We start from the raw sequence: 22,305 nt of genomic DNA, 5'->3' as shown, positions 1-22,305 counted from the left end.
TTATGTCACTTAGCTATCCAAAAGTATTTATAGAGATAACTAATGGTTATGTTGAAGGTATTGATACTCATAAAAGAGCTCAAGGTTTAAAGCATTTCTTCTTGAAAAAAGGAGTCTCTCTTTCTCCAAATATACCTATATTAAACAATATTAATTTTTCTTGTTATGAGGGAGAAAAAATAGCTTTTATAGGGAGTAACGGTTCGGGAAAAAGTTCGTTTCTAAAGTTAATCGCCGGAATATATCCGTTAAAATCCGGTACAGTCAAAGTTCATGGAGATATTGCGGCAATTATAGATATGGGAGTTGGTTTTGAGTCTGAGCAAACTGGTCGTGAAAATATAAAAATGTTAATGCTATATAATAATATGCTGGATAAATATAGCAAAAAAATTGAAAAAGAAATTATAGATTTTTCAGAACTTGGTAGTAAAATTGATTTACCGATAAAAATTTATAGCTCCGGTATGTTATCACGTCTTGCTTTTTCTGTATCGATATTTCAAAATCCGCAGATTCTATTACTTGATGAAGTTTTTGCGGCAGGCGATAGCTATTTTATAGAAAAATCTCTTAGTTTAATGAAGAATAAATTTAAAAATACTCCTATTTCAATAATAGTAAGCCATCAAGAAGAAATTATAAAAGATAATTGCGATAGATGTATTTTATTAAAAGACGGCAATATTATAGGTGATGGTACACCATCGGAAATGTTTAAAATCTATAACCAACAACAAGGAAATTCATAAATGATAAAGTATTTTTTTTCTAAAAAATACTGGCGAGCAATAGCATTACTAGTTAAAGCTTCTATAATTAGGCAAAATAAAGATTCTTTTTTAGGTTCTTTATGGAGTTTAATTCAGCCTTTTATTCACATAATGGTAATTTCATATTTTTTCGGTTTTTTATTAAGACAGCCGAGAGAATTTATGGTAATGAACTTAGTCGGCGGTATTCCTTTGTGGAGTTTTATAGTAAGCAGCTTAACGATTTGTTCAAGTTCTTTAGTTACACGTGATCAAATAATAAAAAAAGTTAGAATTTCTAAGACTTTTTTTCCTGTTGCGGATAGTTTAGGGCAATTATATACTTTAATTTGCTCATTTTCGGCAATGTATTTTGCTTTTATTTTATTATTTCCAGAAAAATTTTCTTGGCAAATAATATTTATGCCGATATTAATTTTGCCCTTAATAATATGTGTGATTAGTGGTTCTATCGCAGTAGCATTTTTAACGCCGTATATTCGAGATATTCCGCAAATGTTGAGTGTTATTCTTGGAGTTATTTATTGGAGTATACCGATAGTTTATCCATATTCGCTAATTCCGGAGTCTAAAAAGATATATTTTGAATTTAATCCGTTCTTTTTAGTTATAAGACCCGTACAAGCGTTGGTGATTGACGGAACATTACCGGATATGATGCTGATAGTTAAGTCTATTATAGTTGCATTTATTACTGTTTGTATCAGTTATTTAATTTATAGACAATTTTCTAAAAGAGTTATTTATTATTTATGAAACTTGGTTTTAATCTAGATTTTAATGAATTAGATTTAACCGGACTTAAAAAATTAGATCAAATATTTTTAGATTATCTCTTTAAAGCTGATAGATCTTTGCATAAAGATTTAATGTTATTTAGATCGACTCCTCTCTCCATTATTCCAAAAGATTATTCCGAATTTTTGCTAAAAATTTCCCCTCATTTAGACGATTTTTTAGCAGAGTTATTTTGTATTTCAAAAGAAATAACGATATCAAGGTTAAAACATAAAGATTTTGATATTATTTATGAATGTAAAAGAAAATTTGTTCAACGTGTTGCCGTAAAAAAATATCCACCGGAAAAAATAAAAGATATTGATTTTGAAGATGTGTATTTAAAACTAACTGATTTAATAGGTGCGAATTTTACTTCTAGAGAATTTGCCAAACAAATAATTATATGGCAACAGGCAGAAGAAAGTTTTGCAGAAGAATTAGACATAGCAGCTAGGTATGCTGCGTATAGGGTTTATTTGTGTGAGGGTATCAAGCCACAGGATAACATCCTATTTAACCTCCCACAAAAACTAGATAAAGAAAATCTAATAGACGATAAAAAAATATTAAAATATCAAAAAAATGAGAGAGTAGATTTTGACTATACAGATTCTTTTTTAAATCTAGATGAAGCTTTAAACCATTCTCATTATTGTATTTATTGCCATAAGCAAGATAAGGATAGCTGTTCTAAGGGATTACTGCAACCTCAGAATTGTCATTGCGAGGAGCGAAGCGACGTGGCAATCTCAGGAGATTTGACGAGATTGTCACGCTCCTTGCAGTCGCTCGCAATGACGAATTTAAAACAAGGCTGCCCGTTAAAACAAAAAATTTCTGAAATGAACTATGTTAAGGCACAAGGTTTTAACCTAAGTGCTCTTGCTATTATCGTTATTGATAATCCGATGGTTGCAGCAACAGGTCATAGAATTTGTAATGATTGCTCAAAAGCTTGTATTTACCAAAAGCAAGATCCGGTAAATATCCCATTAATAGAATCAAATATTTTAGAAGAAACACTTAAATTACCTTACGGCTTAGAGATATATTTACTGCTTACTCGTTGGAATCCGCTTAATATTTATGCACCGCTTCCGAAAGAACCTACTAATTATAATATTTTAGTTACCGGTCTTGGTCCTGCAGGTTTTAGTCTTAGCTATTATTTATTACGGTCAGGTCATAATGTTGTGGCTATTGACGGTTTAAGAATTACTCTACTGCCTTTTGACGTTCATAAGCCTATAAAATTTTGGCATGAATATAAAAATTTGTTATCGGAAAGAATGCCAAGAGGATTTGGAGGGGTAGCGGAATATGGGATTACCGTTCGGTGGGATAAAAACAATCTCGATATATTGCGGCTAATATTAGAGAGAAATAATAATTTCAAATATTATGACGGAGTAGCTTTAGATTTTAATATAACGAAAGAACAAGCTTTCGATTTGGGTTTTGACTATATAGCTTTTTGCATTGGAGCAGGTCAGCCGAAAGTTTTGGATATAGAAAATTTTGAAGCTAAGGGCGTAAAAACGGCTTCTGATTTCTTAATGACTTTGCAAAACGGAGGGGCATTTTTGAAAAATTCTAGTACTAATATGGTAATTAGGATGCCGATTGCGGTAATAGGCGGCGGTCTTACTTCCTTAGACGCAGCAGCGGAAAGTTTATATTACTATAAAAAACAAGTAGAGGAATTTGCCGAAGATTATATAGAAAAAGATTTAACGGAGGAAGATAAAGAAATAGCTGAAGAATTTATTGCTCATGCAAAATTGTTTAAAGAAGCTAAGAATAATGAAGAATTAAGAAAGGTTTTTAATAAGCTTGGGGGTGCTACTGTTTACTATCGTGGAAGATTGCAAGATTCGCCGGCATATAAATTAAATCACGAGGAGCTAATATATACATTAGCACTCGGTGTTGATTTTAAGGAAAATATGCAACCTTTAAGGATTAATGTTGATAAATACGGTCATGTGGAATCTGTGGAGTTTGAGAATCGAAACCGTCATTGCGAGCAGTCAAAGACTGCGTGGCAATCTCAGGAGTTTGGCTTAACAAGATTGCCGCGTCAATGCTACGCATTTCCTCGCAATGACATCAAAACCAAAACCGTGATTATGGCAATCGGTATAGAAAATAACACTCAATTCAATGAGGATAAATATAGCTATTTCGGTGATTGTAATCCTAAATATTCGGGTAGTGTAGTGAAGGCTCTTGCTAGTACCAAAGAAGGGTACGACACTATTAACAAAAAGCTTATAAGTAATAATCCTAGCTTTAAAGGTAGTTATAAAGATTTTTGTACGCAGCTTGATTATTTGCTGACTTCTAGGGTTAATAAAATAAATATTTTAGATGATAAAACTTTTGAGTTGATAATTCATTCGCCGCTTGCTGCTAAAAATTTTAAGTTCGGACAGTTTTTTCGCTTACAAAATTATTCTGAAGATGCTGCTAAGTTAATAGAGCCTGTAGCCTTAAGCCCTATCGATATTGATGTAGAAAAAGGCTTAATTAACTTTATAGTTTTTGAAGTCGGTAAATCTACTAGCTTATGTAAAACATTATCTGAAAATGAGAAAGTAGTTTTAATGGGACCGACAGGTTCGCCGCTAGAAATACCTCAAAATAAAAAAATAGTTATTGTTGATTTCGAAGTCGGTAATATAGGCTTATTAAAAGTTCTAAAAGAAAATAATAATGAAGTTATATTTGTTACCTATCCTGATATAAAAATCCGTAAATTAGTTTCAGTGGATATAGTAATAATTAATGCTTCTCCTGAAATAATAGAAGAATTGCAAAGTCTAAAAAATGAAATATTCAGTGAAAATACAAAAATAATAGTTAGCGTTAATTCATCGATGCAATGTATGATGAAAGGAATTTGCGGACAATGTATTCAAAAAGTTAAAGGAGAGCAGAAATATATTTTTGCATGTAGCCAGCAAAATCAAAATGCAGAAATAGTTGATTTTAAGAGCTTGAAAACTCGTTTACGCCAAAACTCTTTGCAAGAAAAAATGAGAAAATTAGTGGCTAATTCATCCATAATTTAATATAAAGCTTCAATTAACTCTTCTAGTTGTTCAGGTAATAATTCACCAATTTTATAGCACTAATTTCATCAACCATAATATGAGATTCTAAATTAAAACCATTTAGCTCTGTAGGAGTTAATAACAGGTGAAAAGTTGTGGGGCATCTATTAAATCCGTTGTGAAGGCAAACTGTTATACTGGGATGATTTTTATATAAATTAGATTGAACAACAACAGCGGGGCGAGGTTTACCATAATCTCCAGATATTACACCAAGCAACAATATATCTTTTTTTAATTTCTATTATTTCCATTCATCTAACCAACTTTCTTCATTGTGTTTTAACCATAAGTTGGCGTCAGGATTGTTTTCTTTACTAGCTAATAAGGATTGACGTTTAGCTTCTTTGGCTAGGTCTGAATTTTCTAGTTGTTTAAGATATATACGTATTGCTTTACTAATTATCCAGCTTTTTTCACGGTGTAAATCATAAGTTGCTTTTTCAAGTTTTTTACTTAAATTTATTTCTAAGCGTATACTAGTCGTAATACTTATTTGTCATTTTTATCCTCCTTATAATATTTAATTGTAACACAAAGTGTTACATATCGCTAGTTAAATAAATTTACTTCTCAAAACGACAAAATGCTCTACTACTATCTTGATTAAGAAAATCGATAATTTGTATTACTATAGAATTATTGTTATATTTCTCAGCAACTTGTTTTATACGCTCAGCAAAATTACCTTCACCTGAGAAGATTTCTTCGATAGCTTTTAAAGCACTTAAAGACTTTACTTTATCAAACCCTTTTCTATTCATACCGATTAGATTTAAGCCCTCAAGCACCGCACGTTTGCTACTTACAAGCCCAAACGGTATTACATCTGCTCCGACCGGCGATAGCCCGCCGATCATCGAGTATTCACCGATTCTAGCATATTGATGTACGGCAGACAGTCCGCCGATTATTGCATAATCACCTACCCCAATATGACCTGCTAGGCTTACATAATTAGCAAATACTACATTATTGCCGATTTTACAATCATGACCTATATGGACGCCGACCATAAATAAATTATTATTTCCTACTCTTGTCATCATTCCGCCTCCTTGGCTTCCTGCTTGTACCGTAACATATTCTCTAATAGTATTATTAGAGCCAATTATCGTGCTTGATCGCTCATTAGCATATTTTAAGATTTGTGGAGGTTGACCTATTGATGCAAAAGGATAGATTACGGTATTTTCGCCGATTTCGGTAATCCCTTCAATTACTACATGGGATTTTAGCTCGACATTGTCATGAAGCACAACTTCAGGACCTATAATACAATACGGTCCGATTTTTACGTTTTTACCAAGCTTTGCACCTTCTGCAATTACAGCTGTAGTATGGATATTAGAATTTGACACTATTGTCCCTATGTTTTATCTTTAATCATTGCGGTAAACTTACTTTCTGCAGCTATTTCACCTTCGACCGTAACCGTACTTGAAAATTTCCATACGTTAGCTCTTTGCTGATCAATAACAGCGTGGATATGCATAGTATCCCCCGGCTGAACAATTCTACGAAATTTTGCATTTTCGATAGTCATTAAAAACACTTCTTTATTCTTAGTAGAACCTAAAGATTTAGCAACTAATATAGCAGCTAATTGTGCCATAGCCTCAACCATTAGAACACCGGGCATAACAGGCCTTGCCGGAAAATGTCCTGTAAATTGCGGTTCGTTAACAGTAACGTTTTTAATACCTGTTATTGATTTGTTAGGATCGATTTTAAGTACTCTATCTACTAATAAAAATGGATAGCGATGAGGTATCCAATCCATGATTTCGGTAATATCTATGATCATTTATTTAGATCTCTTCTTTAATGTAAATTTTCCGTCATTGTGAGGAAATTATGAAATAATTGACGAAGCAATCTAGTAAAAAGTACTAAAATCAGCACTTTTTGCTAATTTTTTTGGATTGCCACCGTAGCCTATGGCTGCTCACAATGACGACTCAGGTATTCATGCAACAACAAAGCTCTTTTCAATAGCAAGCTACTTTTTTAGTAATTGTTTCATAATAATAGATTGTCTATGCCAATCCATAATAGGAATTGCAGGGCTGCCGCCGACAATTTTACCTGCTTCTATATTTTGTGCTACACCGCCTTGTGCCGCTACCTGTGCCCCGTCGCCTATATTTAGATGTCCGGCGATTCCTACTTGCCCTCCAAGAGTACAATATTTACCGATCGTGCTACTTCCTGCTATACCTGTTTGTGCTACGATAATAGAGCCTTTACCTATTTTGACGCCATGCCCTATTTGTACTAAATTATCTATGCGGCATAAATCTTTTATAATTGTATCTTGAAGTGATCCTCTATCAATAGTAGTGTTTGCACCAATTTCAACATTATTGCCGATTTTAACTATTCCTATATGAAATATTTTGTGATGTACGCCTTTTTCGGTAGAAAATCCAAACCCGTCCTGTCCAATTTTTGCACCTGCAAGTATTACGACGTCGTCGCCTATAATTGCATAATTTATTGAAACATGTTGTTCTATTCTAGCGTTTCTGCCGATATTTACTCCTCTACCTATAAAACTTCCAGCTTCTATAATACTATTATCACCTATAATAGCATCGTCTTCAATAACTACATTGTGACCTATATAACAATTTTTTCCGATAGTTGCCGAATCTGCAACAATAGCGGATTTCATTATTTTAGCAGGGTATGATTTAATAGGAACATAAAAAAAATCTATTAATTTGCCGTAAGCAAAATATGGGTTCTGGGCGTGTAATAAAACAGTATTTGGATTTGCTTCTCCCGTAAAATTTTTCGGCACTATACAAGCAGCAGCTTTGGTAGTTTTTAAAAATTCGGAGTATTTAGGATTGCTTAAAAAGCTAATATCATTTGGTGATGCTTCCTGCAAAATTTTAATATCATGAATAGCTATATCTTCATGAATCTTAGGAGGTGCTATAATATCGTGTAAAAAATCTATAATTGCTGTTAGTTTTCGTGGCCCTAGATTTTTATAAAAATTACTACTTACCATATAACTTTAAGCAAATTAATCATTAGCGACAGTATATAAGTGATAGTTTTATTATGCAACAAAATTTACAGGTGGAATAAAAGGTATTGCTAAGTAAAGAATGATGTCGTCATTGCGAGCAGCCGTAGGCTGCGTGGCAGTCTCATGAAATAATAACAAACTCCTGAGATTGCTTCGTAAATTGCTATGCAAATTCTTCGCAATGACGGAAAGACCGATCCACGCAACAACGTCTACTTGATTGTAAGATCTAGGAAAAAAATAGATAAAAAGTCACAAATATTAATTTACGTTTTATTAAGAAGAATTAAATTAATATATTGTAGCTATTTTTTGTTACTGAATTATAAAGCTTTTTTGAAATAGAAGTAGCTATTTTAGTACAAATCTTATCAATATAATTTATCCTTATTAACCTAAAGTTAATTAAAATTACAAAAATAAGTTTACAGATGCAATAGAAATTTAATTGAAGATATAAAATAACGGGATTTAAAGTAAGGAATAGTGGTGGCCACGGTTGGAATTGAACCAACGACACAAGGATTTTCAGTCCTTTGCTCTACCGACTGAGCTACGTGGCCGTATATACTCGATGAACTTGAAAATTTGACTTCGTCGTCTTTGTAAGTTCTCGGATGCTCACGTATTAGTATACGCTCCGCTCCTCGGCTTACAGACTCCTTGCTCTTTTCCAAGTTGATCTTCGTCTATACTATTCTTTCATTTATTAGGGTGTAAGGAAATATAACTTAAGCTTATAATAGATTAATCGGCTTTTGTCTATTCTTAATTAGTAATATTAGACAAAAATACTTAATTATGATATCATGAGTGTTTATTTTTATAACGGTTTTTATGATCAAAATCGGCAATATTGAGCTTTCTTCAAATATTATACTAGCTCCAATGTCAGGTGTTACGGATTTGGAATTTAGAAGATTAGTGAAAAGATTTGGTGCAGGGCTTGTAGTTTCTGAAATGATAGCAAGTAGAGCAATGATTGTGGAATCTAGGCAGTCACTAAAAAAAAGCGCCATTATGCGTGATGATGCAACAAGTGATTGCGTACAGCTAGCAGGCTGTGAGCCAAATGTGATAGCAGAAGCTGCTAAAATGAATGAGGGTGTGAGAGCAAAAATTATCGATCTTAATTTTGGCTGTCCGGCGAAAAAAGTAGTAGGCGGGTTATTCAGGCTTGGCTCTAATGAGGGATGAGCAGCTGGCAGCTAAAATTTTTGAAGCTACCGTTGAAGCGGTTAAGCTGCCGGTAACTGTTAAAATGCGTATGGGTTGGGATGATAATACGAAAAACGCTCCGACTTTAGCCAAAATTGCTGAAAGCTCAGGTGTTCAGATGAGATTACCGTTCATGGTAGAACTAGATGCCAGTTTTATTCCGGTAATGTCGATTGGGATTTTATACGATCAGTTAAAGAATCGGTAAAGATTCAGGTTATTGCTAATGGTGATATTACTAATTTTGCTAAGGCAAAAGAAGCCCTACAAAAATCTGGTGCAGACGGTATTATGGTCGGTAGAGGAGCATATGGCAAACCTTGGCTTATTTCACAAATTGATCATTATCTTAAAACAGGTGAAGAAAAATCTGCTCCCTCTATAGCAGAGCAGCTAGATATCGTAACCGAGCATTATGAGGCAATACTTGATTATTATGGTGAATCTGTGGGCGTACCTATTGCACGTAAGCATATTGGCTGGTATAGTAGCGGTTTACCGAATTCAGCAGAGTTTAGAGGTGCTGTTAATTTAATGAACGATCCTCTAGCTGTAAAAGAGAAAATTGCGGAATTTTATACGAGCGTTATGGAGACAAATAAATTAAAAGAATTTTAAGTTTTATTTTTGTAATATTGTTTTTTAGTTTAAGCTATGCAAGTGAAAAAGCAGTAATTATAACTGATTATAAACCGGTATTTTTGCCTGTAATTGCTGAAAATAAAAAAATAAGAATTGCTATTCGTTCTTATTTAAATAATGAAAAATCATATTTCGTTTTAGTAGATCCGAATTCTTTTAAAACTGAAATAGCCCTACAAGAGCTGGTAATTTTACCTACGAATAAAATAGAAAAAGAAAATCTTCTAAAAAAATTAAGTAAAACTCCGTATATTAAAGTTTTAAATAAATATAGCTCTAGCTCTACACCTTATATACAACAAAATTACGGTGCTACGAGTAGCATGTATAAAGTAAAAGGACAGTTCTTGACAATTGACATGTGTCCTTCTTCCAAAAGCTTTGAAGAAGATTTTTTTAAAAAGCTCGTAGGATTATCGATCAAACTAAATAAACCTATTCCGATTGCTATATGTGTTTCAGGATTATGGATTAATAAGCATACAGAAGAATTCTTATGGTTATTAAAACAACAAGAAAACGGTTATTTACAAATAACATGGGTTAATCATTCATTTAGTCATCCTTATTTTAAAGATAAACCTCTTGAAGATAATTTCCTTCTTTCCAATAAAGATGATTTTGAAAATGAAGTATTAGAAGCAGGGAAAATATTAGTAAGTTATAATATTGCTCCGTCACCTTTCTTTCGTTTTCCTGGATTAGTTTCCGATCAAACATTAATAGAAAAATTAAAAGATTTGGGATTTATTCCGCTTGGGAGTAATGCATGGCTTGCTAAAGGCGAAAAAGTTCAAAATGGTTCTTTTATATTGGTACACGGTAATAGTAACGAAAAAGCCGGAATAGATTTAATTATGCCGATGTTACCGGAATTAAAATTACTTCCTATTGAAAAGGCGTTTTTATTACATGACAATTGATTAGTTAGATATTAATAATACGGTAAGCTCATAGTTGTTCTTATATCACATGAAGAATATGAGAAAATTAATCAGCTTGAAGATATGTATTGGGCAATGCAAGCAAAAAATGCGAGTAAAAGTGGTTTTTTATCAGAGGAAGAGAGTAAGGATTTTTTAAATAAGATATTAAATATCTTTCTTATAGGAAAAAGAAATGATGGAAAAGTTTATAAATTAGTTAAAAGAAAAATTAAATAGTTCATAATTATAACTTAACTTTTCTAGTAGGGCTTTTATCTCTTTGAATATCAAGTTTTGTATCGAATAGCGGAGAATCTTGTAAAAAATCAATAAGGGAAGATTCTTGTGAATTTTCTTTATGATTTGTTATTATACTACATAAACGTTTATTATTATCTAATACTTCTAGATTTACTTCGATTAAAGGCGGAGTAAGTAAATGCTTAATAATTTCAGACCATTCTATTAAAATTAAATTGCCGTTTAATGCCTCTTCAAATCCAAGTTCATAAATTTCTTCAGGTGATTTAAGACGATACAGGTCATAGTGATATATAGTGAAGTTAGATGCTTTATAAGTTTGCAGTAAGTTAAAAGTAGGGCTTATAATGCTTGTATTTTCACCGCAAAAATATTTAATAATTTCACGACAAAAAAATGTTTTACCTGCTCCAAGGTCACCGTTAAGTAAAACTATATCATTTGGTTTTAAGCTTTGTGCTAAAAGCTTTGCAAGCTTCTTTGTCTCTTCTTCGCTATTTAGTGTATGCATTTTTTAACTTGATAAATCATTTGTAAATATTGATTCTGAAAAGTGTTGGAACCTATATTCTGCACATTCCAGTTTTCGCTATTTAATATTATTATTTTAGCGTTTAATTTGTCGTATAATCGTGAATTTTGTTCATTACTTAAAACAAGACATTTGTTATTAGACTCTTTAATTAAATCTTCTAGCTTGCTTATATATCGGAGGCTTTTTTGACTTTCGCTATATAATTTTGCAGTTTTAATATTAGTATTAAGAAAAAAATACTCGCTACTGTCACTTAATAAAATTACGTCTTTTATCGTTGCAAGCTCATTATTTTTAATCTCTTGTAGCTTATTTAATTCTTTAAGTGTTGTTGAAAGGTTATTATTAATATCTTCTTGTAGCTCAGGAAATTTTTCACTAAATATTTGTGCAAATTCCTGTAGTAAAATCACAGCATTATTAAGATCAAGCCAAATATGCCAATTATCTTTTATAGTGGTTAAAGATTTAATATCACTGATTTTTATAATGTTTTTGCTATGATTATCAATTAATTTCTCGGCAAAACCGTCAAATTGTTCATTAATATAAATTGCTATATCAGAATTTTTGACTTTTACTAAATCACTAGGTTTTAAATTATAATGATGTGGACAGTCACTACTAATAGCTAAGCTCTCGATATCCGTTTTATCCTTAACAAGCATCGAAACAATACTGCCGATTGGCGTAATACTTACAACTATCTTAGGCTTAGCATAGCTAGTAAGGCTGAGGAATGTAAGGAATAGTAATGCTAGGTATGTCATCTCTGTGAAGGCTTGCTTGCGTTGATACCAAATCGTCATTGCTAGCGACTGAAAGGAGCGTGGAAATCTCAGGATTTTGGCACGAGATTGCTTCGTCAAAATTTTCAATTTTTCCTCGCAATGACGGTTTGACGTACTAGCTCTCATAATTTCGCCAACAACTCTAATTTACTAGGTTTAAAATCCTGCTCTATCCAAAAATTTTTTAGATATTCTAGTTTTGCTCCTATTTTTTTTTTTTCTATATTCATATTTAACAAATCATTACCGTTTAGTTGGAATTTAGGACGTAATAACGCATCATATTTAAGAATAAATTCTTTTACTTGTGAATGATTTAATTTACCGATTATTCTAGCTGCTAATAAATATTCCTTATAATTCTTTTTTTCAAACCAAATTTTTTTCATGTTAAATTTAGCGTCATTCAGAAAGTTCGTTATTGATAATATTTGCATTGCTTCATGTTTTGAGAATTTCCAATCTAGAAAGACCTTTAAATTTAAATCTTTTTGACAATATAATAAGAGTGCATATCGAGTAACTAACTCTAATTTAAAATCATTTGCCTGCTCAAAAAATTTTATTTCATAATTTTGGATAGAGAATATTAGTTCTAATATTCCTATTTCAAACATAGCTTTTAAAATTTGTGCTGCTCTTTTTGAAACAATAATTTTATCCATTTCGCTTTTAATTCGCTCTCGTGATAAAGTTTTTAAGCCGTCTTTTAAAGCTTTACATGCTTTAAAGTTGCCATCATCAAGCTGATTCGCATAATAGCTAGAAAACCGAAAAAAGCGTAGAATTCGCAAATAATCTTCTTTAATTCTATATAGAGCTTCCCCTATAAATACAACCTTTTCCTGCTGCAAATCCTTAAATCCTTCAAAATAATCATATATCTCGTTCTTAAAGGGACAATAGCTTAAAGCATTAATAGTAAAATCTCGTCTTGCGGCATCTTCGGCAAAATCGTTGGTGAATATTACTTTGGCATGTCTGCCGTTACATTCAATATCTTTCCTAAGAGTCGTGATCTCAAATTTTTCATTATTTAAAATAGCCGTAATCGTGCCGAATTTTAAACCGGTCGGAATAGTTTTTATTTTAGCTCCAGATAAAATATTTGTTACTTCACTAGGTGTCAAATTAGTAGCTATATCTATATCGCAGCTACCTTTCTCAAGTCGATCTCTTGGATAACTTGCTTCTAAAGGTAATTTGTACGTCGATCCGGTACTCGAATCCTCACGTACGTTTATGTACATTGCGATTCTGCGTTCCGTGTCTCCTTCAAATTCCTCTTTATTAGTTTTGTTATGCAAGAGATCTAGTAACGCATCACGTACGCAGCCGCCTATAAGCCTTGCTTGTCCTTTTTCATTTAAGAGACTCAAGATTTTTCTATATCCTTTTGAGGGGATTTTTAGTATTTTGTGTGTAACTTGCATTATTCGATTTTACCTAAAGTATCGGATAGTTTTTAAAAAGACTTTGATGTCATCCTAGCTAAAAACTGGACCTTGTTATATGGCTCGTTTATGTCATTCCCACTTGGCATTGTTGTGTGGATACTGAGTCGTTATTGCGAGGAAAAACTGTAAGTTTTGACAAAGCAATCCAGTAAAAAATGCTAGTTTTTAACATTTTTTTATTATTTTTCTGGATTGCCACGCTCCTTACACAGTTGCTTGCAATAACGACTCAGTATCCACACAACAATGCCAAGTGGGAATGACATAGAACAAGAACAGTCCGGTACTAAGATTTTACGTACATTCCTTTTTATTGCAAAAGATAAGTATAATAGGGCTTTTTTTTTAATCTTTATTAATCGTTATTAAGCTCTCGCGGCATTTAGATTTATAATTGAGATTAATATGAATTTCGGCTTTCTCACAATGATTATCTTTATTAATGACAATTTTTTGTCCGTAGTTGGTTAAAAAATATTATTCTCTAAAGGTAACACCATACTATCTTTTGGTCTAAACCAATTAGCCCAGTAAGTTCTATTGAAAGCAGGTGTTTTATCAGCATGTATTACTAGTTTATTTTCTCTATCTTTAACGCCTACCGCCATATGATTTGCATCAAATATTAATTCCGGCTTTGGCGAGTAGGACATAAATATAAAAGATATTGCCATGATTGCAAGACCAAGCACACGCCAAGCAGTTTTCCATATATAAAGCCAAAAAAGCCGAATAAAAAAGAGTAATATGCTGAAATTGGTAATATAACTGAAATACTATACAGCAGCCGGTAAACTATTAAAATAGGTGGCTGATTTTATTATTATATCAATAAAGAATCCTATAAGCTTTAGGATATAGTTATCAAACCCGATCATGGTAAAAGGCAGAGATAACAAAGCAAGAGGCATAAGAAAAAATGACGTTATCGGAACGACAATGAGGTTAGCTGGTACTGAGTAAGTAGCAAATATAAAGAATTGATTAATTACTACAGGTGCCGTTATGATGCTTGCTAAGAAGCTTGAATAAATATTTGAGGCTGTATAAAATTTTACTGCTCCAAAAATGCCTTTCTTTTCTCCAAGTAACCATGAATTCTTTAAGTAAAATTCATAACCGGCAACAAGCGATAATACGGCGATAAAAGATAATTGGAAACTTGGATGAAAAATATATTCGGGATTTAACGATAATATTATAAAAGCCGCAATTGCAAGTGAATGAAGGGGAAAGCGCAAGAGCGTCCGATAAATATAATACCGTAAATAAAAATTGCAGCAGTAATAAAAGTTTTAGTCGCTGCTATTTGCATACCGCTTAGTTCTAAATAACCAAAGCTTCCTATTAGCGAACAATAAGCAGAGATTAATTTTATATTGAAATTATATGCCAAATAATTTGAAAGATTTAATAAAAACCTTGTAGTAAGGAAAATAATCATCACAACTAAAGATAGATGCAAATCCTGAAACACAAAGCACGTGTGATATACCGTTTTGCCTCATATCCTGCATTATTTGCCTGTTTAAACCTTTTGTCTTGCCAAGTAATATTGCAGCTGCAAAATTCCCTTTATCTTTTCTATTAAATTATTATAAATATAGGAACGCACTCTATAAGTAAAACTATCAAAATTTGTTTCATTACGTTCTATAATTTGCGGCTCAGACATCGCATAGTCGTTTGCTCCAATATCCGATAGATAAGCGTAAAAACCAAAATCATAACCTTCGGGTAGTATACTATTTTGCGGCTTATAGAGCTTAGCAAGCAAAGTAATTCGGTTATTTACCCTAATTTCTTGTATATATTTTTTCGGTATACTAATTTTTTAACTTTTTGTAAGTTACGATTAATTTTTTCTATCTTTATGCGACTTAATACTACTTATCCTCCTATAATAGTCGGTTTTATCGATTCTATTTTACCGCTAATTTTAGTGATGATAGGTTTATAAAGCATTTCGCTATGTAAATTTGTTACACGATATTTAGAGATGAATATGCCAAAAATAAAAGCAATAATCATTCAGTAAGTAAACTGTAAAAATATATTAGAATTTCTAGTAAAGGTTAATATTAAACAAACACAAAAAATGAAAAAAATTGTTGTAAATGAAAGCTCAAAATCAAGCGAAAAATAAACAATAATACCGTAAATAAAACTAACAAAATACCAAATATTTAAATTATTATACTTTGTTTCCAAAGTTATTTTAAAAGATCATAGTGTTTTCTATCAAAAGTTAAAAATGCATTATAAAAAATGCATTATACGTTATATCAGTTATATTTTCAATAATTAGAACAAAATTCTCTTGTAATTATAAGTTAAGATAAATTAACTTATATATTGCTTTTTATTAACTTATTTATTATAATGTCCAACGTTATGTACATGAAATTTTAATTTAAATTGAGATATTTGTAATGAATAAGTTAACAGAACAACATTTACTAAAAAAATCAAGATTTTTAAAATATTCTCTGCTTGCCTCTATTTCAGTAGGAGCTGCAATACCTTTTGAGGGTATGGCGATGAGTAAAGAAGCATTTCGTATCGATCTCAGTAATAAATTGTTGAATCACGTGTCACAATTAAACAGACACAAAGATACGACAAATACCCCGCAGCAGATAGGAACAGTAATTGTATCGGAACCAGAAATAAACACATATACTCCATCTGAAATAAGAGAAATGAAAATATCTAACAAACCTAAGGCATATAATCCATTAAAAGATGTTCCTATAGAGGATCATTATAAAGTGGTAGCACGTAGTAAGTCTGATGTCAGGAAATCAAGAAAAGTACGACCAATTACTAGATGCAAAACATTTGCAGGCATTGAAAAAACAGAACAAAGTCAAAATACTTATACTCCTGAATCGACAGAACAAATGCCTCAAAAACCAGAGATTATAATAACAGCGTCTTCGCCTACTGTTAGCCCAGCTTCAAATAGTTTTATCACTGCACCTAATACACCAAATACTACCCTGACATCACCTGAACATTATACTACGGCACCTGGTACTCCATCATCAACACCGGCGACTCCGTATCAGTCTACTTCAGATTCTAAACCAAATGATAGTTTAGGAGCTAATACACCACCAAACATAAACACAAACTCAAAGGCAGCACGAAGATTATTGTTTAGCAGTAGCGACCCGCAACAACAGGCAGTGCAATCTAGCTCACAGGTTAAATCAGAAGTTCCTCCGAAGCCGACATTTGTACCGTTGCCTATAAAAAAAAGCAGTACTGAAATTGTAGCAGGAATGGTAAGTAATATATCACGAGTTAATGAGATGATAGGAATCAAGTTAGCTGAAGTAACACAGGCTATTAAAGATACCACAGATAAAAAAGATAAAAAACGATTGCAGAAGTTGTATACGCAGCTAACTTCAACACAAAAAACAACAGAAACACTCAAGTCAAGAGCTGAAGAGATAGAAACAAAAATCAAAATAGGTGAAAATAAAGGTAAAATAAAGAAACTTGAAAAAGAGTTAACAAGTAAAAACAATAAAGCAGATAGATTATTTCAGAAAATAGAAAAAATAGATATTCCAGCAAATAAAGTTTCGATAAAATCACAGGAAACAGTTCCGGTTACAACGGCGTCAACCAAAGTTAGTGCGTTTCAAGCACAGCAAGCAAGAATTAATGAGGCTCGGCAAGGTGTATTTAATAAAAATAAATTAAGCGGAGATAATGTAAGAAAAAGTAGTGCTGGAACAAAAAGAGAAAAGAAAAAACAAGAAGCACAAAAGCAGTTATTAGAAATAAAGAAACAAGAAAAATCTATAAAAACGGCATCAGATAAAGCTAAAGAAGTAGCTGCTAGTGCGAAAAAAGAAACAAGTAGAACGGCATTACGAGCCATGCAAGATAAAATGAATGGTGATTCTGAACAATTAAATAAGATAGAGGAAAATCTAAAGTTATTAACTCCTGTTGTTTATAATAGTTCTACCGGTCCTACTTATAAGCAGTCGCCAAAAGCAAAGCCAACTATACCATTAAGTCATGGGGTTCAGAGAATTTTAGGTGAACAACCAGAGGATGAAGAGGGGTACTTAGTGGCAATAAAAGTTCAGCAGCAACCTTATCAAGAAATAGAGGACCCTATTCCAAGTCATTCAAAAGATATTTATGAGGCTAAGGTTTCACAATACATTAATTATTTGAATAGCATACAGCCAAATCAGTCAAATCAAGCTCAAATAGATAGTGTAATAGATAGTTTAGCAACAGAAATGAGAAAGTTTAGTGCGGATCAATTTAGTCAAAAATTAGGTGAGATTGCACATCTTGCCAGTATAAAGGCATATGAAGGTTTGTTCGATAAGTTATATGAAATTCAGCAAGCTAGAATTCTAGAAACTCAAAAAGTATATGAGCAAGCGGAAATATCTCAGTCTTATGCAGAGTATGAACAGAATTCAAGAAAAAGCAGTACTCCAGTATTATCACGCTCGTCTTCAGCTAAAAGTGTAAATTTTGAAGAAAAATCAGCATTGTTACAAACCACAACTACAGATGAAAGCTTGAGATCTGACAACAATTGGAAAAATTCTGCACCATATTCTTCAAGTCCAAAGCTTGATAAAAGAGGATTAGAATATTTAGATTTAGCTGGCGACGCGTTCGTTCAGAATCTAAAACAACCTGATACGTTAACTATAGAAACTCTTGGTTTAATAACGCCAACACAAAATACAACTGTTGCTAAAAGTGACTCATCGAGGAAAAATAATGTAAGTGGAAGTATTTCGGAGATACAACAACTGCAATCAGAAAAAATGCGTACAGAAACTTTAGGTGTGCAGGATGATCTAGGACTAGATTTATATTATGCACCTCAAGACACTTTAACTGAAGAAAGTACCTATTTAGTTTCTAGTAAGAAAAAACAAGGTAATATAATAAAGAGAGCTTTATCAAAAGTAGATTCAATTTTGCAAACAAATTATGCAGAGAACAGAAGAAGGAAAAGAGATGGAGAAACCTCAAAGCAAAGAACAGTAGATCAAGAGGGAGAATTTGGCCACGCTTGGGGAAATGAGAATCATAAGGAGTCTAATTTAAGTGTAGTTAGTGGATGCATAGAAAAGGCAACTCAGCTTATAAGCCTTTTAGATGCAAAGAGAACCGCAATACTGCAAACAACCAGTCCTTCACAAAGAAGATCAGTTAGTTTAGTTTTACAGGAAATAGAAAATGATTACCGAGAAGCAATTAAGGTCTCTCAAAAATTACAGCAGGTATTAATACGCAAACCGGAAGATATAAAAGCTTATAATGCAAAAGCAGAAAAAAAATTGGATGCTATTAAAAGCAGAGCAGATAAACACTTTAATAATATAGAAACAGATGTAGATGTTGGATTTAATCCAAATGGGGGAAATAGTCATTCTATGCCGACTGCTAATATGGATAGCTTACCAAAAAATTTAGCTGTAACCCCACCTATAAATGTAGGGTCACTATATAACTCTCCGCAAGCTCAACAATTTCGAGAAGATCATAAAAATATAATAAATGATAGATCACAAGGTAGACTAAATTTGGTTGATAGTACCATTAAAAAAGGTACACAGCCATTATCTAATTTATCTACTATATATGAGTCGGTTAGTTATGAGAATTTAGCATCAGAAACAATATATAAGACAGAGCAACCTAAGCCATCTATAAGTTACACGAATACTAGTAAACGAAAATTACCTATACCATTATTCAGAAGTGCCGAGCTTGAGAAGAAATTAGAGTATTTGGATTTAGAAGATAAACTATTAGAAGTAGAGGAAGCTAGAATAGTTAAGGAAAAGCAAGCTATTGCCAAATTGAATCAATATCAAGATCCAGAAAACCTAGAATTTAAGCGGTTAGCTATGGAAGCACTAGACTTATCTTCAAAAGAATCACAATTAAAACAAAAAAGGAAAGCCATAGAAGCAGAATTTTCTTTAAATGAAAAGTCTTCAAGCACAGATGTATCAATATTACGTTCCTATTCAATTGATGACATAAGCGGTGTACTTAGTGATGCAGAATCAAATCTATCCCGTTCACCTTCGGTTAGTGGCTTAGAGGATTTAAACAATTCTAATGTTATGCAATTAGGGGAATTAAAATCTAAACATGAAAAAATAGCCAATGATTATAATAAGGAATTGGAGTTAGATACTTTAAATAAAGAAAAGATTTTGTTAGAAGGGAAGATAAAGCATTTAGATACTGAATCTAAACCTGAGGTAACTGAGAGTAAGCCGGTATTTTCATGTTCATCTTCAGTTGGTAGCATAAACAGCTTCTCTAATGATGATGATTTGAGTAGTCGTGATGTTGTAACTCCGGTAGATACTCTAAATATAGAAATTAATAAAGATTATGTAGATACCTATATAAGAGTATTAAGCAATAAAATACAAAAAATAGAAGAATTGTCTGGCTCAAGTTCTAGAAGTGAGGAACTTAATCATATTAAAGAAGCAATGGCTTATATAAGTAATCGTATACAGGATGTAGAGGAATTAGATGAAAAAATGCTTTTAGCAATAAATGCACAATTACAAGAACATGATGAAAAAATTTCTTCGTTACTTCGCGAAGAAGCTACAGATATTCTTGCTCAGTTATTGCTACAAGAAATGTTAGTGTCGGATGGTAAATCAGAATCTACCTTACCTGCAGGAGATGAAGAACAAGAAGACACAGAAGTAAGTAGACAATTATCTTCATTACCTGCACTTGCATCAAGTAATGAGAGTGCATTAGCATTAAGTGATGATAGAGAAAAGGAATGTTTAGCATTAGGCGATAGTAGCGAAGATGAAGAAAGTTATGATTCAGGGTTTGAAGAGGAAGAAGAAACAATAGGGCAATTATCCGATTCCGATGGGGGTAATCTTAAAATAACAGAAGTTGATACGGTTATTCCTCTTGAACAGGAAGCAAAAAAAGAAATGCAAACGCAAATTTCAGAAAACGCTCCTACTTTAAATCAAGCGAAAGTTGTTAATACTATTGTAAATAATATGATTCGTAACAGATTAGATGCATCTATGAATATGTCTAATAATATGGTAGCAGTGGGAGCCGGTGATGAAGAAGAGTCTCATATAAAAAGAGGTTTGTGGATGCGTGGTATGTATGGCACTAATAATCATGGACGCGTTGAGAATATGACCGGTTATAGAGGTACTAACAAAGGTGCTACTATCGGGTTCGATGCTGAAATCGACAATAATATCGTAGGTATAGCTTATAGTAATGTTCATTCAGTATTTAAATTTAAAAATAGTAAAAATAATGATAAAGAACTTATTAATAGTCATGTGGTTTCTATTTACGGACAAAAAGAATTACCGAAGAATTTTGCACTACAAGCTTTAGTATCTGCTTCTAAAAACTTTATTAAAGATAAAACAACTTATTCATATGGTGATACTAAAATTAAAAGTAATGTAAAACATCGTAATCATAGTTATAATGCGGAAGCATTACTGCATTATAATTATCTTTTGCAGAGCAAGTTCGTTATTACCCCGAATATCGGCTTAAGATACGGGAAGTCACGAGACGGGGTATATAATGAAACCGGTGTTAACGTACAAGAAATAGCTCTTACAATGAAAGAGAATAATATATTGTCTGGAATTGTCGGTACTAAAGTCACAGTACCTTTAAAAGATGCTCTAAAATTTAATAATTTAGGTCTAACATTCCAAGGAGCGGTAGAACATAATTTTAAAGAGAAAACCCAAAGAATAAATAGAGTTGTTAAAATATTTGATAATACATTCAAACATAATTATCTAATACCGAAGCAACCGAAAACATCCTATAATTTAGGAACGGGTATTATAGGCAGTATCAAAAATACTACTATTTCGTTGGATTATAATTATTATCTAAATAAACATTATAGAAGTCATCAAGGTAGTGTTAAGCTTAAGGTAAACCTATAATTTTTATACTTGCAATATTTGCAAAGGTGTTATATAAAACTTCTAACTTAATGTCATGCCGTGGTCATAGCCACGGTATGACTAACTATATTGCTTACTTTAAAATTAAGGCCCCTTCGTCTAGCGGTTAGGACACCACCCTTTCACGGTGGGAACACGGGTTCGAGTCCCGTAGGGGTCACCATTCTATATTTTCCTATAATATAAGATCTTAAATAATCAAAACTATAAAGCACCACCCTACCGACTTTGTCCATGGGTTATTTAGTTTACATGCTTATATGGATTCTACGGAAAATTATATTGTAGAGTTTGCTGTAGAAAAAGAAAATAATGAAAAGGTCAAAACCCGAAATGAACAATTAAAAGACTTGAGCCTGAAATAGGTAGATATTACGCAGTAGCATATGTAAATGAAAAAGTAAAACAAATTGTACTTACCTATCGAGGTACTACATTTGAAAAATTAGATTTGCTCAAAACTAATTCACCGTTTAAAGCTCATTTTAAAAGTATTTTAGGTGGACAGATAGTGGCACAGCAAGCGGCCGCATATGAAGCTACAAAGGAGATTACCAAATATGCTGAAGAGAATAATTATAATTTATCTTTCACAGGTCATTCTTTAGGTGTATGGCTCGCAGAGCTTAGTTTATATTTTGCTCATAGAGATTTTCATTATCCAAAAGCAAAGGCAATTACATTTGATAGCCCGGATTTAGCTACAGAAAATCTTTAGCCGCAGATGTATAGCCATGAAACTACCTTTGACGTA

General features: G+C 32.4%; 17 protein-coding genes, 2 tRNA genes and 3 pseudogenes. 9 read left to right on the top strand and 13 right to left on the bottom strand.

Annotated elements, in window-relative coordinates; translation table 11 throughout:
- Positions 1–2 precede the first annotated feature (2 nt).
- From RSIB_RS02645 to RSIB_RS02655, 3 genes are read left to right on the top strand one after another with little or no spacing between them, the layout of a single operon-like run.
- Entirely contained in the window at positions 3–752 is a 750-nt protein-coding gene (locus RSIB_RS02645) for an ABC transporter ATP-binding protein (protein WP_004997012.1), read from the top strand.
- Entirely contained in the window at positions 753–1,529 is a 777-nt protein-coding gene (locus RSIB_RS02650) for an ABC transporter permease (protein WP_004997009.1), read from the top strand. It abuts the gene before it with no gap.
- Positions 1,526–4,627 carry an FAD-dependent oxidoreductase gene (locus tag RSIB_RS02655; protein ID WP_004997004.1) on the top strand — a complete coding sequence of 1,034 codons (3,102 nt, stop codon included), beginning with the start codon at positions 1,526–1,528 and terminating at the stop codon, positions 4,625–4,627. Before RSIB_RS02650 ends, RSIB_RS02655 begins: the two co-directional genes overlap by 4 nt.
- A 22-nt stretch (positions 4,628–4,649) precedes the next feature.
- Here the strand turns inward: RSIB_RS02655 and RSIB_RS07895 are convergent, their stop codons facing one another.
- The 6 genes and pseudogenes from RSIB_RS07895 to RSIB_RS06100 form a co-directional block, all read right to left on the bottom strand.
- Positions 4,650–4,889: a type II toxin-antitoxin system PemK/MazF family toxin gene (locus tag RSIB_RS07895; protein ID WP_016728411.1), complete on the bottom strand. Its 240-nt coding sequence runs from the start codon at positions 4,887–4,889 to the stop codon at positions 4,650–4,652.
- Between the two features lie 24 nt (positions 4,890–4,913).
- Positions 4,914–5,172: pseudogene (locus RSIB_RS10465) on the bottom strand (CopG family ribbon-helix-helix protein).
- A gap of 63 nt (positions 5,173–5,235) precedes the next feature.
- Entirely contained in the window at positions 5,236–6,030 is a 795-nt protein-coding gene (lpxA, locus tag RSIB_RS02660; protein ID WP_004997001.1) for an acyl-ACP--UDP-N-acetylglucosamine O-acyltransferase, read from the bottom strand.
- 8 nt (positions 6,031–6,038) lie between these two features.
- Positions 6,039–6,476, bottom strand: a complete 438-nt coding sequence (fabZ, locus tag RSIB_RS02665; protein WP_004997000.1) for a 3-hydroxyacyl-ACP dehydratase FabZ — start codon at positions 6,474–6,476, stop codon at positions 6,039–6,041.
- Between the two features lie 195 nt (positions 6,477–6,671).
- Positions 6,672–7,691 (bottom strand): UDP-3-O-(3-hydroxymyristoyl)glucosamine N-acyltransferase, encoded by a 1,020-nt coding sequence (lpxD, locus tag RSIB_RS02670; RefSeq protein WP_004996997.1) that lies wholly within the window; start codon positions 7,689–7,691, stop codon positions 6,672–6,674.
- Positions 7,692–8,199: 508 nt separating this feature from the next.
- A tRNA-Phe gene (locus RSIB_RS06100) sits at positions 8,200–8,275 on the bottom strand.
- A 274-nt stretch (positions 8,276–8,549) separates the two neighbouring features.
- Here RSIB_RS06100 and dusB point away from each other — a divergent pair.
- The 3 genes and pseudogenes from dusB to RSIB_RS09155 all read left to right on the top strand — a co-directional run bounded on the left by dusB (position 8,550) and on the right by RSIB_RS09155 (position 10,735).
- Positions 8,550–9,548: pseudogene (dusB, locus tag RSIB_RS06920) on the top strand (tRNA dihydrouridine synthase DusB).
- Positions 9,533–10,495, top strand: a complete 963-nt coding sequence (locus RSIB_RS02675) for a polysaccharide deacetylase family protein (protein WP_100217527.1) — start codon at positions 9,533–9,535, stop codon at positions 10,493–10,495. Before dusB ends, RSIB_RS02675 begins: the two are co-directional and overlap by 16 nt.
- Positions 10,496–10,579: 84 nt before the next feature.
- Positions 10,580–10,735, top strand: a complete 156-nt coding sequence (locus RSIB_RS09155; RefSeq protein ID WP_016728412.1) for a hypothetical protein — start codon at positions 10,580–10,582, stop codon at positions 10,733–10,735.
- 7 nt (positions 10,736–10,742) lie between these two features.
- Here the strand turns inward: RSIB_RS09155 and tsaE are convergent, their stop codons facing one another.
- The 7 genes and pseudogenes from tsaE to RSIB_RS09150 all read right to left on the bottom strand — a co-directional run bounded on the left by tsaE (position 10,743) and on the right by RSIB_RS09150 (position 15,573).
- Positions 10,743–11,270: a tRNA (adenosine(37)-N6)-threonylcarbamoyltransferase complex ATPase subunit type 1 TsaE gene (gene tsaE, locus RSIB_RS02680; protein ID WP_004996990.1), complete on the bottom strand. Its 528-nt coding sequence runs from the start codon at positions 11,268–11,270 to the stop codon at positions 10,743–10,745.
- On the bottom strand, positions 11,258–12,211 hold the full coding sequence (locus RSIB_RS06090) for a metal ABC transporter solute-binding protein, Zn/Mn family (protein ID WP_016728413.1): 954 nt from the start codon (positions 12,209–12,211) through the stop codon (positions 11,258–11,260). Before RSIB_RS06090 ends, tsaE begins: the two co-directional genes overlap by 13 nt.
- Positions 12,208–13,518, bottom strand: coding sequence for a palindromic element RPE1 domain-containing protein (locus tag RSIB_RS02685; RefSeq protein ID WP_032850870.1), 1,311 nt, complete (start codon positions 13,516–13,518; stop codon positions 12,208–12,210). The genes RSIB_RS06090 and RSIB_RS02685 overlap by 4 nt, the downstream gene beginning before the upstream one ends.
- 491 nt (positions 13,519–14,009) lie before the next feature.
- Complete coding sequence (locus RSIB_RS02690) at positions 14,010–14,216, bottom strand: hypothetical protein (RefSeq protein WP_016728414.1); 207 nt, start codon at positions 14,214–14,216, stop codon at positions 14,010–14,012.
- Between the two features lie 102 nt (positions 14,217–14,318).
- Positions 14,319–15,050: pseudogene (locus tag RSIB_RS10460) on the bottom strand (ComEC/Rec2 family competence protein).
- 20 nt (positions 15,051–15,070) lie between these two features.
- A complete protein-coding gene (locus RSIB_RS02695) occupies positions 15,071–15,319 on the bottom strand; it encodes a hypothetical protein (protein WP_004996981.1) in 249 nt (82 codons plus the stop codon).
- Between the two features lie 113 nt (positions 15,320–15,432).
- Positions 15,433–15,573, bottom strand: a complete 141-nt coding sequence (locus RSIB_RS09150) for a hypothetical protein (RefSeq protein WP_014410261.1) — start codon at positions 15,571–15,573, stop codon at positions 15,433–15,435.
- A 401-nt stretch (positions 15,574–15,974) separates the two neighbouring features.
- On the opposite strand from RSIB_RS09150, the gene RSIB_RS02700 reads away from it, so the two are divergent.
- The 3 genes from RSIB_RS02700 to RSIB_RS02705 all read left to right on the top strand — a co-directional run bounded on the left by RSIB_RS02700 (position 15,975) and on the right by RSIB_RS02705 (position 22,269).
- On the top strand, positions 15,975–21,530 hold the full coding sequence (locus RSIB_RS02700) for an autotransporter domain-containing protein (protein WP_004996977.1): 5,556 nt from the start codon (positions 15,975–15,977) through the stop codon (positions 21,528–21,530).
- A 109-nt stretch (positions 21,531–21,639) separates the two neighbouring features.
- Positions 21,640–21,714 (top strand) — tRNA-Glu (locus RSIB_RS06075).
- Between the two features lie 288 nt (positions 21,715–22,002).
- The gene (locus tag RSIB_RS02705) at positions 22,003–22,269 is read left to right on the top strand and encodes a lipase family protein (RefSeq protein WP_004996975.1); all 267 of its coding nucleotides are present in this window, start codon (positions 22,003–22,005) and stop codon (positions 22,267–22,269) included.
- Positions 22,270–22,305: the final 36 nt, after the last annotated feature.

Source organism: Rickettsia sibirica 246 (assembly GCF_000166935.1).
GTDB lineage: Bacteria > Pseudomonadota > Alphaproteobacteria > Rickettsiales > Rickettsiaceae > Rickettsia > Rickettsia rickettsii.
Note: the sequence above shows the minus strand (reverse complement) of the source record. Positions and strands in the feature narration are given on the sequence as shown.